Consider the following 14,008-nt stretch of genomic DNA (forward strand, 5'->3'; position numbering starts at 1 on the left):
GACTAATCAATTCTTTGCTTTAGGAGGCTCTGTCTTAGCATCTGTAGTTTGAGTCTTTACTGGTTGTGTGACAGTTTGAGGAGCTGACGTTTGAGCCTGCTCAACAGAGCACTTAAATCCTACCTCCTCGAGCTTTCCCCGGATCCGATCGCGAACCTGCTCGCAATGGCTATTTCCCTTGTTTGACCAAGCGACAGCATCTTTGCTGCTGTAGTTCGAGTAAAAAAGTTTGCAGCCTCTGGTTTGCGCGGCCTCGACTTTCAAAGTGCGAGTTTCCTGATCACGCTTGCAGGCGAGCTCATTTTTCTGCGCTTCGACTTTTGCCGGGGTGGCCGCCTGACCAGTTTGTGTAGCAGTTGTCAATTGCTGAGCCGGCGCTTCCGTAGGTGAGGCTGTACCAGCTTGTTTCTTTTGCGGATTCGAGCAGCCAAATATTAGACCTGTACATGCTCCTAATATAAAAATATTTATGCGCATTCTGATCCTCCCTTTTTTATGTTTAATTTATTTTTGTGTTTCATGTTGTATGCCCAGTTTGGAATATCGGTTTGGAGTTCATCAATTAGAGAGCTTAAGACGAAACAGAAATTGGAATTTAACTGATAGAGTTGACGTTGCCGATCGGCACTGGAACCTTTCGCTACAACATTCTTCAGAAGATCCATTTGAGAATTGTATTTGTTAGCTTCAATGAGGGGGGCAAGGTCTTCAAGGATTCGCTCTAAAAATTCCTTGATCGTTCTCGTGCTTCCGTTCTCTGCGACAATGATCTCAGCCCGACTACCTTTGCGCATGGCTCGCCATTTGTTCTCGCGCAAAAGCCACAGCAGTGGCGGGCGATGGGATTGACCTAAAGAAATCTCCTGATCGATTTTCTGACAAAGAAGGTGAACTAGGGCGACAATTGCTTCTGCTTCACAGATCGTAGCTGGCGAGTCACAAATTCTAATTTCAATTGTACCAAACCCAGGACTAGGTCTAATGTCCCACCATAGATCTTTAGGGCAACCAATTGAACCCGATTGCAGCAATCGCGCATAGGTAGATCGAAAGTCGGACCAATCTTCAAAAGTGCATGGCTGTCCTCCAGTCGGTAGCGCCTCAAAAAACGTAGTACGTGATGATGCAAGTTGAGTGTCTTCGCGGTTACAGAATGGCGAGCTTGATGACAATGCAAGGAACAACGGCAAATAAAGAAGTAATCCGTTGGCAACCTGGATAGCGTGATCACCACTACGCATCCCCACGTGGACGTGCAGCCCAAAAATAAGTAACCGCTTTGCCATCCATTGATGTTTTTCTAGCAACTTCCTATATCGAGCTTCGGGAAAAACTATGCCATCTTCATATGTGGCAAAAGGATGAGTGCCAGCAGAAGCGATTCTTAAATTTAAAGAATCACACACATTATAGAGTTTGGACAATGTCGTACGCAACTCCTGGCCAACCTGATGCGCGTTTTCGCAAACACCCGTCATAATCTCAATCATGCTCTGGTAAATCTCAGCCTTGATCGCATTATTCCCCGACAAGCGCTCAAGCACTTGAATTGAAGAAGAACTCAGATCAAGAGTCTCTCGATTTAATAATTGAAATTCAAGTTCAGCCCCAAGGGTCAGCGGGGCTGAGTGTTCAAAACGCAAAGACAAATATCCTCCCAAAAAAAAAGCGGGGCCTTAACTGCTTAAAACCCCGCAAAACAACCAATGGAGATCAACATGAAGGCTTACATTTAGGATGACCTACTGGGAGGACACTCGCAACTTTGCCTAGCCATATGCGTTCTCAATAGTCACGAGTCTATAAGTATTGTAATATCAGTAGCTTATGGATTTAGAATTTCTCACAAGTGCGAGGATAAATTTAAATTTATCCTCAGAGCAGATGCTTAGAGACAAAACCTCTCGTACAATTTCTCTGTTGCTAGAAATCGGTAATAGAAGGAACACCAACGAAGTGTCGTCGCATCGTATTCTTATTGTTGAAGATGAAACCAAACTACTCAATCACTTGGCTAGAACAGTCGCTGACGAAGGCTTTTCAGCTTTCACATGTGCATCATTCGCTGAACTGGAAAATATTCTGAAGAATCCCGTCAAACGTTTTGATGTCGTTGTCTTAGATCGTCTTCTTCATGGCAGAGATTCAGCAGAACTGCTCACCCGTATAAAAGAACTTCTACCAGAAATAAAAATCATGATTTTGTCTGCAATTAGCTCCGGATCAGAAAAAGCAGCTCTGCTGGATCTTGGAGCCGATGACTACTTAGCAAAACCTTTCAGCAGCGAGGAGCTTGCTGCGCGTATCCGTGTCCTGCTTAGAAGAAGTCTTCCAGAATTGAAATTTGGAAATGTCATTCTTAACACCGATAAAAGAACTGCAAAGGTCAACGATAAGGAAATGTCTTTGCAGAATATGGAATTCACACTTCTGCGGACACTGATTCGAACGCCGGGCAAGGTATTCAATAAAATCTTCCTCTATGAACACGTTTGGGAAATGAGTACCGAGGTTGAAAGCAATGCCGTTGAAGCAACCGTAAATAAGCTTAGGCGTCGTTTGGAAGAACATGGAGCAAACGTAACGATCAAAAGTATGCGCAACAAGGGATATTGGATTGAGGAATAGATTTTTCTTCATCATTCTTGCGACGCTTATCTTAGCGGCCATCAGCATTAATCTTGTTCATGTTTACTTTTTTAAGAGCCAGCGTCTCAAGCTGATCGATCGGCAGATTGCTGAAAGCTCTACTGCTCTTCTTAAATCAAAAGAGTTTAATATTTCAGTAAAGAAAGCAGCATTGTTGGAAGAGACTATTTCCAGAGTTCTTAAGGGCGCAAGAATTGGAAAGGCATTCGTCTTGAGAGATTCAAGCGGCAAAATTGTATACCAAAGCTTTAATGTTGGCCTGCTAAATACAGAGCTGCCCATTCAGCCAGAATGGGTCGCCGTGGAAACGGAAGCGGAATATATCAGGGTCAGAAATGTTCCGCTGCCGGGTAAAAGCCTTATCCTTCAGGTGGGTCTTGTTCTTGATCGAAATTTTTTAGATTGGGAAATCCTGGATAATAGGGTTATCAACTATGTCACTGGGATCGTCATCTCATTGTTCCTTGCCTCGGCCCTTATCACGCTTGTTCTTCTGTCGCCGCTAAGACTATTAATAGGTCATTTAAAAGAAGCAACTTCAAATTTAGTCAATTTAAAAGATGTCCGACCTCTGCCGACCCGATTGCTTCGCTACACTCACGGTTTCTGGGCAAAGTCCGACGAATTCTCAGGACTATTGGGGACCGTTCAGAAGCTAATTGATCGAATCAACATGAACTACAAAATAACAAAATCTTGGACTTTGCAGATGGCTCACGAACTCAAAACCCCGTTAGCCATCATGCGCGCAGAAACAGAGGCGAAGAAGAAGGAAAACCTTTTACCAGAAAAGTACGCACAAAATGTCATCGATGAAATTCATCAGATGTCGGAAATTATCAGCCAGTTTCTCGATTGGGCCGAACTGGAAAGCTCACAACTACAGAAGGACTTACACGCCCTTCGAATGAAGGCAGTGATGAAGTCCGTCGCTGCACGCCTAGAAAAAATTAGCCCCGGTCGCGTTCAGCTACAACTCAATTCCGATTTTTCTGTATTTGCAAATCCGATTCACCTTGATCAACTCATCACAAACCTTGTCACAAATGCACTTAAATTTTCTCCCTCGACTGAAAAAGTAGAACTCATTTTATCAAACCATGCTCTGACGGTTAAAGACTACGGTCCTGGTATCCCTCATGAAGTGAGAGAGCGAATTGGGGAGCCGTTCAATGTCGGTTCTCACGAGGTCAAAGGCCTTTCTGGAAACGGACTCGGGCTTGCGTGGATTTCTACTGTCGCGAAATTGTACCAATGGCAACTTGAGATTCGCGGTGACCCACCCGGTACGAAAGCAATCGTTCAATTTCCGAAGGAAGATGCTTAGGATATGAAAATAGGAGTGACTTTATGACCTGGAGCGCTAGTCCAGAAATTTTCACCCTCGGACCGCTTGTAATTAGATGGTACGGAGCCTTTCTTGCTCTCGCATTTATCCTTGGTTTTCAAATTGAAAAGGGGATTTTTGAAAAGTAGACTATTGATTCAAAACTCCTCGACGGTCTTCTAGTATTCATGGTCATTGGGACAACTGTGGGCGCACGCCTCGGGCATTGTTTGAAGATCGTCAAGATCAGGTTAGAGAATTGCATTTTACAAATATCTGCTTTGGGTTAGTCGCAACTCGTAGTACCTCTGACTCAAATTCGCTTGCCGGAGGGGGAAAGCGTGCAAGGACTCGGTCACTTTATGTTGGGACTATTGGTTCCGGCGTTGATGTTGTGCTCTTTGGCCCAGGCGGCCACTCGCTTCTTTATAGACTTCGATAACACCATTGTTGAAACACGCTCCCGGATGGGGGGCACCTTTGTTACGAAGTTTGTCTTGTTCCGTATTGGATCCCGTCACACCCTTTTAGAAAATGATCTCATAGAACCAGAGATTATCGAAGTTACTCCCATCGAAATAGAACGAATGAGATCAGAGTTGGCTCTAAACGAAAGAACGCCCGGAAATATAGCGAGTCATTTCACGCTAAGTGACGGAAGCATGATCATTCCTGGACATTATTTCATAAGGCCCTTTGAGTCTCACATCTATTTTCGCTCCCATTTTGATCCGAGCAAAAATCATTTGCTTGACCAATTGAATTTGGCCTTAGGTAAAGCGCCGCGAGATGCCTGGAAGGGACCCTTTTTTGAAGTTCTTAAAACCCTTCTGAGCAATGAAGAAAGTGTGCCTACAGTAGCAATTCTAACTGCTCGAGATCAGAAACGTGAATTTATTCAATTCTGGCAACGACTGAAAGATCTCAACTACATAGAACATATTCCAAACCCAGACCTTCACTTTGGCGTTAACGCTCCTGCTTTTGATATTTACGGAGGCTACAACGAAAACGCAAAACGCAAACGCGGAATTTTGGAAGATGCCATAAAATTAATGTTGAAAGTACCAGTAGACGAACACGATATGACACTGGCACCCTCTGGGCGGGGCCTCAGACCTCAACATTCCATTATCTTTGTCGATGATCAGGAGAGCAATCTTCAACAAGCGATTGAATTATTTCGTCGCTATGCGCGACTGAATCCAAATCCAAGGGTGCCTATAAAATTTGGTGTTTTTAGCATGGGTAGTGAAACTGAAATGAGATCGGCGAGACGACCACGATTTGGCATTATGCGCGAAGACGGGACATTTCGGCCAGCCACTCCTGGTGAAATCCACGGAGAGCTCAAACCAAAATGCAGCACAGTTCTTGGTCAAGCTGCGCAGGAGGATCGATTCTCTTGAAAGCAATATTTTTTATTTTCATTTTGGGAACAAATATCTGTATCAAGATGCAAGCACGCTCTGAAGAAGATAACAGTAAAGTGACATGCGCATCTGTTCTTAGCTCCTCAGATTTATCTTTGGAAACGGTGACCTACGCGCGAGCGCTGGCGGAACTCGTTAAGAGGGACAAACGCCTCCCCAGTAAAGACGACCTCGCCTGGAAACTGAGAAGCACCGTCGAGTCTCTCAGCAGTTTTTTTCGGAAACCGGAAAATCCGAGTAATATCAAAGATCTCTACCTCTTGGCCCGCATGCATTTTCCAAGACCATTTAGTGAACTGCGCAGTTATGCCGTGCGCATGATGGCCACATATTTTACCGACCATTTCAAAGAGCCTTCAACATCGCAACTCCTTGATTTTATGCGCAAGCACAATCCCAAGCTTGCCAGTTTGTCTGATGCTGAGTTCGCCCTCCTATACGATCTGAATGATCTTGTCGGTGAAGCTATGGCAAAACATCCAAATCACTTTTCAGGAATTCGCGCTGGTGTTATTCGCGCCTTCGGCAAGGTGACCAAAACAGTCGGACGAATACCTACTGACCACGAAATGGCTGAGGCTCTCGAATTGTCTCTGGGCGAGTACTTAGATCTCTTTAATAGATACAAAGTCTTTGACTCCGTTAAAGAACTCAAGCAGCTCGCATGGGATGATGACAACCATCAGTTTCGGGATGCTATCAATACAGATATTTACAACCCTGAAAGATTGCTCCAGCTAGAAAAGGCGATTTTAAACAGAGAACGTTTGATTGTGACAACGGCTGTTGCTGGGCAAAGTGTCAATCGTGATTTCCTGGGCGCGCTCCTCTCATACTGCAAGAAAAACGACTGTGAAATCCTTGTGTTTCCCGCCAACATGCAAACGACTGGCTTAGACCCTTTGCTACTTGAAACACAAGGCCTTCATATTATTACTAACTCGATTTTGCTATCGCCTTGGCTAAACCTGAACGACATAAAAATTGGTGCGAAACAAATAGACCCATTAACTGGACTTGATCGCTTGTCGCCGGTGGGACAATCACAGATCATTGGTTCGCCAAAAATTCGTAGCAAGGTTATAGCTACCAGCCTCAATGCATTAAACCCTCACCGACTCATCACCACAGGTGCCATCACTGATCCGCTTTATAACGGTAAACACTATATACACAAGCGCTCTGATGAGATTGCAGAAAATGATCACGTTCTCGGGGCTGTTATTCTTGAGAAATCTATTGGCCAAGCTTTGTCGTTAGGACTCCCTGCATCTGGCTTTTTTCACCCTCGGCACATCGAGTTTGTCCGAGAACGCCACGGCTTTACAGATTTAGACTCTTTTTATTCTGTTGACGCTATTAAAAATCAAAAAGTGGATAGTCTCGTTTTTGGTGATGTTCACGTCGGCGACACAGACCCAAAGATCGAAATCCTCTTTCGCCCATTGATTCGGCGATTAAAACCGAACTATCTTATTTTTCATGATTTCTTCAATGGCCACTCCGTCAATGGCCACGATCGCCATAGACGACTCACACTGGCCCAAGACGCAGAAGCCAGTCGCTTAAACCTAGAATCGGAGCTGCGTGCGAATGCTGCATTTTTGAATGCCGTTTTAGCGATCTCACCTCACACGAAAGCTGTTATTGTGCCCTCAAATCACAATTTTTGGCTAGATCGCTGGCTCGATGAAGGCGCCTATTTCAATGACCCGATCAATGCTAGGCTGGGTCATCAATTGGCTTTAGTAAAGCTCCAAGGTCATAGCCCCTACCAATATGCTTTGGAGAATTTTGGCTTAGACAAGGCCAAGAGATCGCGAATTATTTTTCTTGGGCCAGGCGAATCATTTAGGCGTGGTCCTCCAGGCCGACAAGTTGAACTAGGAGTTCACGGCCACATGGGAATTAATGGCGCTAAGGGTTCTTTGCGCTCACTAATGAAAACTTCAGATCGAATCGTTTTTGGTCACGTCCACACAGATCAGCGCTGGAATGGGTCAGTAAGCGTTGGAACATCGACAAAATTGCACCTGCGTTACAACCGTGATGGCCTCAGCACCTGGATTCAGACCCTTGCTACTGTGTCCGTGGAAGGTGAAATTCAAGTGGTGCAGCTACAAGGAGACGAGTGGTTTCGCCGACCATCGGATAATATACCAGAATCCAAAGTGTTTTTTATGCCTTCTTACCCTCGGATAGTACCCAACAATATTGTTGAACCTGAAACAACTACGATCAACGACTAGGGTCCTATCAAGAATACTGAGTCGAAATCAGTTTGATTTTGGTCGTCTCCCAAGCCAATCCAGGACAGCAGATAGGCAACTTTTCTTTTTTGGTATTCCCATTGTCGCCTCCATACTTCCTTTCAGACGGAACATCCCGCCGTTAGGCCCATAAAATTGATCGATGGGAGAATATACTGGGACGACCGGTCCACCGTGCACATTGCGAAAAGCAGTTTTTCTCCCAGAGAACTCCACATAACCCAACTTGCGAGTAATTTCGGATCCAGATTTGCGGAAACTGATCTCTCGAATCTCACCACCTGTTTTTCTCGCAATTAGCAATTTATTGCCTTTTGAATCCTCAAGCACCTGATCTCCTCCAATACCCAGTCGATTGAGCACTGAAAGATAAAGCATCAAGCTGACTTCAGACTATACAACAAAACCAAAAACAACAAGATCACCACCACGACTGCCTCTGAACTGGGTTCAGAAAAACGAGATCGTTCCTTCTTCCTATAGAGCTGACCCATAACCGCAATACCAGTAGCAACCACCACACTCAAAGCTGTCACTGCATGTATACTTCTTACAGAACCAAACAGCACCTTGGCGTACATGAAATCCAGCGGCACAAATAATATCATATTGAACGCATTGCTACCAAAAATGTTTCCCAAGGCCAAATCTGGTACGCCCATGCGAAATGCCGCCAGAGTGGATACCAACTCGGGAAGAGAAGTGGCGAGCGCGACGAGGGTTGTCCCGATAAATGTGTGCCCCAAGCCAGAATAGCTGGCGATTTCATCTGAAGCCCCCACCAAGTGTGGGGCCGCCACCAAGATAACCAATGCAGAAGCGACGTAACCTGAAATTGCAAGCATCAAGGGCCGATACTTATGATTTCCTCGTAATTCCTGCGTGAGCCCATCTTGCGCACAACCGAAAGGCACAGAAGCAAGTAATTGACTGGAATTTTCACTCCCCTCACGGTATATAAGTCTCAAACCATACAAGTACACAATTGCTACAGCCCAAGAAAATACACTCACGCCAAAAAAGGAAGTCTCAAGTCTGGATGCGATCCCAACGCCCACGATCGCTGTCAAAACAATGGTAAGCACCGCCGCCAGAGAGTGATGCAAAAACTGAGGCGAAAATGCGGTCCGCCTAAACGCCGATGGAAACGCAAAATCCAATACTGCGAGAATAAGTAAATTGAAAAGACTACTGCCAAGAAGATCTCCAACGGCAATATCTGGAAGATCGAGTCGAACAGCTTGAACATCAACCATTAGCTCGGGCAAGGATGTGGCACCAGCAAGCAGCAGTCCCCCCACAAACATTCTGCCCCAACCAGTCGCCTCTGAAATTTTATCGGCGAACTTGGTCAAAAAAGAGCCCGCAATGACAATTGCGAGCGCAGATAAAATAAACTGAAATAAAACAAAACCCATTAAAACTCTTACCATCCCTCATGGTGGTGGCACTGCTTCAAACCCTTTTATCTTGGATAACAACCACTCTTTGTCTCGCAAATGAAGTATCTTGGCAAATCCTTAGTTTCTTTCTTTTCAGCCTAGCTCGCTCCTTTAAGTGAAAATGTTCTCCATTTTCTTGATAGCACCTTTTGCTTGAACCCCTGGACAGGATGGAATACCGTTGCTTTCAACCTGGCTATAAAACCGAAAACGGATAAAATGGTTTGTTCAATGAGAAATGAATTTTACATAGACCTTGGCACTGCGAACACGCTCATTTACGGAAAAGGGCGTGGTTTTGTACTCAATGAACCCTCTGTGTTGGCTTTCACAGAATCATTTTCCCGCCGTCGAAGTGTTTTCGCCCTTGGTAGATCTGCAAAGAAAATGATTGGAAAAACACCGCCTAGCATTTCAATCGTTCGCCCCTTAAAAGAAGGCGCAATCGCAGACTTCGAAAGCACAGCGGAGATGCTGACCATATATATCCAAAGGATTCGAGACCAACTTTTTTGGCTCAAGCCAAGATTAATTATTTCTCTCCCTTGTCGTGTCACAAAGTTCGAAAAGCAGGCCGTCGAGGAAACAGGGTATAGTCTTGGCGCAAGAAAGGTTCATTTGATAGACGAACCAGTCGCTGCTGCAATTGGAGCAGGATTGCAAGTCCTGGGTAAACGAGCCCAAATGATTGTCGATATTGGAGGAGGTACGACAGAAATTGCGGTTATTGCTATGGGTGGAATGGTGGTTTCAAATGCAATACGTATCGGCGCGGATAAATTGGATAGTGAAATCATTGATCATTTGCGGACTCGGTACCATTTCTCAGTTGGAGAGCAGACAGCCGAATTCATTAAGCTAGAGATTGCAAACGCGGATTTAGCCCAAGGGCAAAATTATTCCTGTGAGGTCGGAGGCATTGATCTACAGTCAGGGCTACCACGGAGAATCAGCCTGACTAGTAAAATGATTCAAGAACCAGTAGATAGATACGTGAAACAAATTATTGGGGCCTTACGCTTTACCCTCTCTGTCTGCCCGCCAGAAGTATCCGGCGATATTGCAACCAGCGGAATTGTTTTAGCGGGCGGGGGAGCCCTTCTGTTTGGTCTGAACTCAAAATTGACCGCCGCGCTTGGCATCGCAGTGAGAATTGCAAATGACCCATTACTTTCGGTGGCCTTCGGTGGCGCAAAAGCACTTGAAGACTCCAAGCTGTTTGACATTGTCGAACGCCTTCAATAATCATCAAGCAGGTCAGTTCGAAAAAAACTGAACTGACACACTTGTACCGCCCGATGTGGAATCAATTTTCAACGACCAAGCATATTTCTCGCAAAGAGAATTGACCCAAGCAAGACCAAGCCCCGAACTGAAAGCTCCGGCCTCTATCTCTTGCCCTCGGTTGAAGGGACTTCCCAGAGATTCACGGACATTATCTGGAATTCCGGCTCCCTTGTCTAGAACCAGAAGCTTGTCCTTCTCGACCCTACAAACAACAGAGTCCTGAGAGTACTTTAAGGCATTGCTCAGTAAATTGGATAGTAATTGATGAACGTGGTCTGGCAGGGCAAAAACGGTTACATCGCTCGCAACCACAAGTTCTACACGACCCTTGTACAGACGATTGAAGTCATCAACAACTTTCACCGCCACTTCACGAAGTTTTATCGCATAAATTTCGTCAGGTTGATTAGGATTGGAGCTCAATACACTCCACTGTAAAAAATCATTTATTAGCTTAGTCAAACGATCAATCTCGGTGAGAGCCTGACTTCCAAATCGTCGAACCTGATCAAGATCACTGGTTAGATTTAGGTCACTCAGATAGTTCCTCAATATGGTGAGAGGAGTTTTCAATTCATGGGTGAGTATCGCCGTTTGCGCGTTGAAAGATCGAGTGTAAATTTCCAATTTTCCCAAAAATCCAGTGATCTCAGCGCACAAGAGTTCGAATTCGTCCTTCGTCTTTTTGTTTCCTCGTGAAAAAATTTTTAGCTGTGGCCCAACAACAAATCCAGAGAGTGGCTGCCCAATTTTCCGATCCAGTTGAACCGACATTGACCGCAAATCCCTGGTCAATTCACGTAATGGAAAAAAGAGAACTTCAGAACTGTAATAAGCGACAAGAACCAATAGAATCAAAATTAAAAACATGAAAATGGCCAAACGAAAATTAACTGTGCTCCACCAACTCATGAGCGTCGGGTCAAGAACCATGCCCACTTGAATCATGATTCCTCCACTAGGAAAATTAAAAACTCGCACATTCCGGCCTTTAATAGACTCCGTGCTCCATCGATCCTTATTATTAAATCCTAATGGAAATTCAGATCCAGTAAAGTTTTGAGCCAAAAGTTGACCTTCAGAATTGAAAATATTAATAATTTGATCAACTCTCTCCTCGCCCAAAAGATCATGTATCAGATCATCAGTCGATTCAAGATTTTCAATTAAACTCACTGACAATCCGGAGGCAATCAGAGTCGAGGCTATGGTTTCAAGGCGCAGGTCCAATAGACGCATTTTTTCATTTTCAAAAAATAAAAACTCAAGAACAGAAACAACAGAAATGGATCCAACCAAAAAAGCGAAAACTACAAAGAAGAATCTTTTTCTCATCTATTCTTCAATCCAATATCCAAAATTTCTCTTGCTTTCAATCCGCGCTGAACTACCAGAAGCCTCTAATTTTCGCCTTAAGGTTTTGATTGTGCTTTCAACGACATTTGATTCAGTCGTCCTGTCAATTTCCCAAACTCTGTCGAGAATCTGAAAACGATTGTAGACTCGACCGGGATAATCCATGAATAGACTCAAAAGTTGATATTCCTTTCTGGTCAAATCAATCTTAGTCGAACCAACCGAAGCATTTTGAGTTTTCAAATCTATGAACAAATTGCCTAACACGCGAAGGTTCGCATCTACCGCATGGGCACCATTGGAACGACGAATCACAAGTCGCAGCCTCGCGGAAAGTTCCTCCAAAGAAAAGGGTTTTGACAAATATTCATCTGCACCTGCATCAATAATCCGGGCCTTCTCGGACGGTGTGTCGAGTGAGGAAAGAATCAAGATTCCCGCCTCCGGAAACCGGCCCTTCAGCTTTTTTATTAGAGTGGCGCCATCCTGACGACCTAACATTCGATCCAAAATAACAACAAGGGGAGGTTCAGTTTCGGTGGCCATAAAAGCCTCGACTTCTCCAACGGAAGTACAAGCTACCACCTGGTAACCCTCACGCCCGAGCGCCTGAGTCAAATATTGAGAGAGCCGTGGATCATCTTCAACCAGCAGGAGAAACATAAACGCGTTACATCTCATTTTTTGGGGTTCTGGTCACCAACTATATGCATGGGATGAAAGACGGCCCGACCAAGCAAAACAGCTCCCTGCTGATAAAATTGGTCAGCAGGGAGAAATCTGAGAAGAAAGGAAATTTACATTGCTTTGGATTCAATGCACTTCTTAAGCTCTTCACCTTTGAGATTTTTGTTTTCGGTAAGACAAGCCTTCTTTGCTTTCTGTTCATCCTTACTCACCTTCTTTGAAGCCTGAATAGGAGTTGTGGTATGACCACCCCCCTCTGCGAATGCAATTCCTCCAGAGGCCAACATTAGGACAACTAATAATTTGTTCATGATCTGAACTCCTTTTTTTGTTCAGTTAATAGTTGATTCCACTTTAACTCTTTAGGATGGTTTTAAGGTGAAGCGAAAATGAATATTTTCTCACAATCAAATCCTCCAGACCCTAGAACCAATTAATTATTCGCCTTTTTATGAGTCCTCTTGTAGAGTGCCCTGGCATGTTAGTTTTATTTGAAAATAATTTGAAAAATTTATCTTTTCGAATCGGTGAGTCCGGGCCTCAATGTGCCCATTGTCAATACTGGAAGGCTGGAAATAGATCATGAACTCTCTCGCACCAGGCATCTCAGTGGCCCCCCCCTGGTTATGGGTTTCTTTTGTCGCGGGAGTCCTTGTTCTCCTGATCATCGACCTGAGTCTTTTTGGTCGAAATCATCAAAAAGTTAACCCCAAAGCGGCCCTCATAGAGGGATTCATTTGGGTTGCGATCGCACTTGCCTTCAATTTTTGGTTCGCCTCTGCTTTTGGAAGAGAGCTGGGAGTTCAATTCCTGACTGGATACCTTGTTGAAAAGAGTTTAAGTGTTGATAACCTTTTTGTTATTCTGTTGGTATTTCGATCTTTTCGAATTCCAGAGGCCTATCAACATCGGGTTCTCTTTTTCGGAATTTTGGGCGCTATTGTTCTCAGAGGGATTTTCATCATTTTAGGCGCCCATCTTGTAAATGCGTTTCATTGGGTGCTCTATCTCTTTGGCCTTGTTCTTGTGGTGACAGCAATCAAGTTCATGCGGGACACCGATGACGAAATCAATGCCACGGAAAATTGGTCCATTCGCTTTCTGAAACGCTTCATTCCAACAACCACCCAAACTAAAACGCACCACTTTTTTGTGAAAGAGAGCGGGAAGTTGAAGGCAACACCTCTCTTTCTTGCTCTCGTCGTTATTGAGGTGACTGACCTCGTCTTTGCTGTGGACTCGATACCTGCAGTTTTTGCCGTCACTCAAGACGCCTTTGTCGCTTTTGGATCAAATATTTTGGCGATTCTTGGATTAAGAGCACTCTACTTTGTTCTCGCAGACTGGGTCACAAGATTAAGATATTTGAAGCCGGGCCTTGCCGCTACTTTGGCCTTCATTGGAACTAAGATGCTATTGATGGATTTGATAAAAATTCCAAGTTGGATTTCGCTTCTCGTGATCGTCTCCATTTTGGCCACCGCTGGCTTGAGTTCCTGGTATGTTTCAAAAATTGAGGAACGCCAAAAGGCAAAAAAAGATCCTTTTTCGAATTGA

The 14,008-nt window shown here is 44.5% G+C and carries 13 protein-coding genes; 6 read left to right on the plus strand and 7 right to left on the minus strand.

Features of this window, described 5'->3' with window-relative positions:
• Positions 1–6: 6 nt before the first annotated feature.
• A complete protein-coding gene (locus IPL83_11860; GenBank protein ID MBK9039836.1) occupies positions 7–477 on the minus strand; it encodes a hypothetical protein in 471 nt (156 codons plus the stop codon).
• Entirely contained in the window at positions 468–1,649 is a 1,182-nt protein-coding gene (locus IPL83_11865; protein MBK9039837.1) for a YbdK family carboxylate-amine ligase, read from the minus strand. The genes IPL83_11860 and IPL83_11865 overlap by 10 nt, the downstream gene beginning before the upstream one ends.
• A 178-nt stretch (positions 1,650–1,827) precedes the next feature.
• Here IPL83_11865 and IPL83_11870 point away from each other — a divergent pair, with 178 nt between their 5' ends.
• The 4 genes from IPL83_11870 to IPL83_11885 all read left to right on the plus strand — a co-directional run bounded on the left by IPL83_11870 (position 1,828) and on the right by IPL83_11885 (position 7,658).
• On the plus strand, positions 1,828–2,628 hold the full coding sequence (locus IPL83_11870; GenBank protein MBK9039838.1) for a response regulator transcription factor: 801 nt from the start codon (positions 1,828–1,830) through the stop codon (positions 2,626–2,628).
• Complete coding sequence (locus tag IPL83_11875) at positions 2,618–3,976, plus strand: HAMP domain-containing histidine kinase (protein ID MBK9039839.1); 1,359 nt, start codon at positions 2,618–2,620, stop codon at positions 3,974–3,976. The genes IPL83_11870 and IPL83_11875 overlap by 11 nt, the downstream gene beginning before the upstream one ends.
• A 341-nt stretch (positions 3,977–4,317) precedes the next feature.
• Positions 4,318–5,385: a hypothetical protein gene (locus tag IPL83_11880; GenBank protein ID MBK9039840.1), complete on the plus strand. Its 1,068-nt coding sequence runs from the start codon at positions 4,318–4,320 to the stop codon at positions 5,383–5,385.
• Positions 5,382–7,658 carry a hypothetical protein gene (locus IPL83_11885; protein MBK9039841.1) on the plus strand — a complete coding sequence of 759 codons (2,277 nt, stop codon included), beginning with the start codon at positions 5,382–5,384 and terminating at the stop codon, positions 7,656–7,658. The genes IPL83_11880 and IPL83_11885 overlap by 4 nt, the downstream gene beginning before the upstream one ends.
• Before the next feature lie 27 nt (positions 7,659–7,685).
• Here the strand turns inward: IPL83_11885 and IPL83_11890 are convergent, their stop codons facing one another.
• Together IPL83_11890 and IPL83_11895 are read right to left on the minus strand one after the other, a co-directional pair.
• Complete coding sequence (locus IPL83_11890; GenBank protein MBK9039842.1) at positions 7,686–8,057, minus strand: hypothetical protein; 372 nt, start codon at positions 8,055–8,057, stop codon at positions 7,686–7,688.
• Positions 8,057–9,097: a sodium:calcium antiporter gene (locus IPL83_11895; GenBank protein MBK9039843.1), complete on the minus strand. Its 1,041-nt coding sequence runs from the start codon at positions 9,095–9,097 to the stop codon at positions 8,057–8,059. The genes IPL83_11890 and IPL83_11895 overlap by 1 nt, the downstream gene beginning before the upstream one ends.
• A 255-nt stretch (positions 9,098–9,352) precedes the next feature.
• On the opposite strand from IPL83_11895, the gene IPL83_11900 reads away from it, so the two are divergent.
• Positions 9,353–10,366, plus strand: coding sequence for a rod shape-determining protein (locus tag IPL83_11900; protein ID MBK9039844.1), 1,014 nt, complete (start codon positions 9,353–9,355; stop codon positions 10,364–10,366).
• A gap of 12 nt (positions 10,367–10,378) precedes the next feature.
• Here IPL83_11900 and IPL83_11905 read toward each other — a convergent pair whose 3' ends face one another.
• The 3 genes from IPL83_11905 to IPL83_11915 all read right to left on the minus strand — a co-directional run bounded on the left by IPL83_11905 (position 10,379) and on the right by IPL83_11915 (position 12,762).
• Positions 10,379–11,743, minus strand: coding sequence for a HAMP domain-containing histidine kinase (locus IPL83_11905; GenBank protein ID MBK9039845.1), 1,365 nt, complete (start codon positions 11,741–11,743; stop codon positions 10,379–10,381).
• Entirely contained in the window at positions 11,744–12,427 is a 684-nt protein-coding gene (locus tag IPL83_11910) for a response regulator transcription factor (GenBank protein MBK9039846.1), read from the minus strand.
• Between the two features lie 134 nt (positions 12,428–12,561).
• Positions 12,562–12,762: a hypothetical protein gene (locus IPL83_11915; protein MBK9039847.1), complete on the minus strand. Its 201-nt coding sequence runs from the start codon at positions 12,760–12,762 to the stop codon at positions 12,562–12,564.
• Positions 12,763–13,033: 271 nt separating this feature from the next.
• Between IPL83_11915 and IPL83_11920 the strand changes: the two genes are divergently transcribed.
• Positions 13,034–14,008: a TerC family protein gene (locus IPL83_11920; GenBank protein MBK9039848.1), complete on the plus strand. Its 975-nt coding sequence runs from the start codon at positions 13,034–13,036 to the stop codon at positions 14,006–14,008.

The organism is Bdellovibrionales bacterium (assembly GCA_016716765.1).
In the GTDB taxonomy this organism is placed as follows: Bacteria; Bdellovibrionota; Bdellovibrionia; order Bdellovibrionales; family UBA1609; genus JADJVA01.

Bases quoted from the DNA above. Each gene is read 5' to 3' on its own strand.
- IPL83_11860 (MBK9039836.1), bottom strand. From the start codon at position 477: ATGCGCATAAATATTTTTATATTAGGAGCATGTACAGGTCTAATATTT.
- IPL83_11870 (MBK9039838.1), top strand. From the start codon at position 1,828: ATGGATTTAGAATTTCTCACAAGTGCGAGGATAAATTTAAATTTATCC.
- IPL83_11890 (MBK9039842.1), bottom strand. From the start codon at position 8,057: ATGCTTTATCTTTCAGTGCTCAATCGACTGGGTATTGGAGGAGATCAG.
- IPL83_11895 (MBK9039843.1), bottom strand. From the start codon at position 9,097: ATGGGTTTTGTTTTATTTCAGTTTATTTTATCTGCGCTCGCAATTGTC.
- IPL83_11900 (MBK9039844.1), top strand. From the start codon at position 9,353: ATGAGAAATGAATTTTACATAGACCTTGGCACTGCGAACACGCTCATT.
- IPL83_11905 (MBK9039845.1), bottom strand. From the start codon at position 11,743: ATGAGAAAAAGATTCTTCTTTGTAGTTTTCGCTTTTTTGGTTGGATCC.
- IPL83_11910 (MBK9039846.1), bottom strand. From the start codon at position 12,427: ATGTTTCTCCTGCTGGTTGAAGATGATCCACGGCTCTCTCAATATTTG.
- IPL83_11915 (MBK9039847.1), bottom strand. From the start codon at position 12,762: ATGAACAAATTATTAGTTGTCCTAATGTTGGCCTCTGGAGGAATTGCA.
- IPL83_11920 (MBK9039848.1), top strand. From the start codon at position 13,034: ATGAACTCTCTCGCACCAGGCATCTCAGTGGCCCCCCCCTGGTTATGG.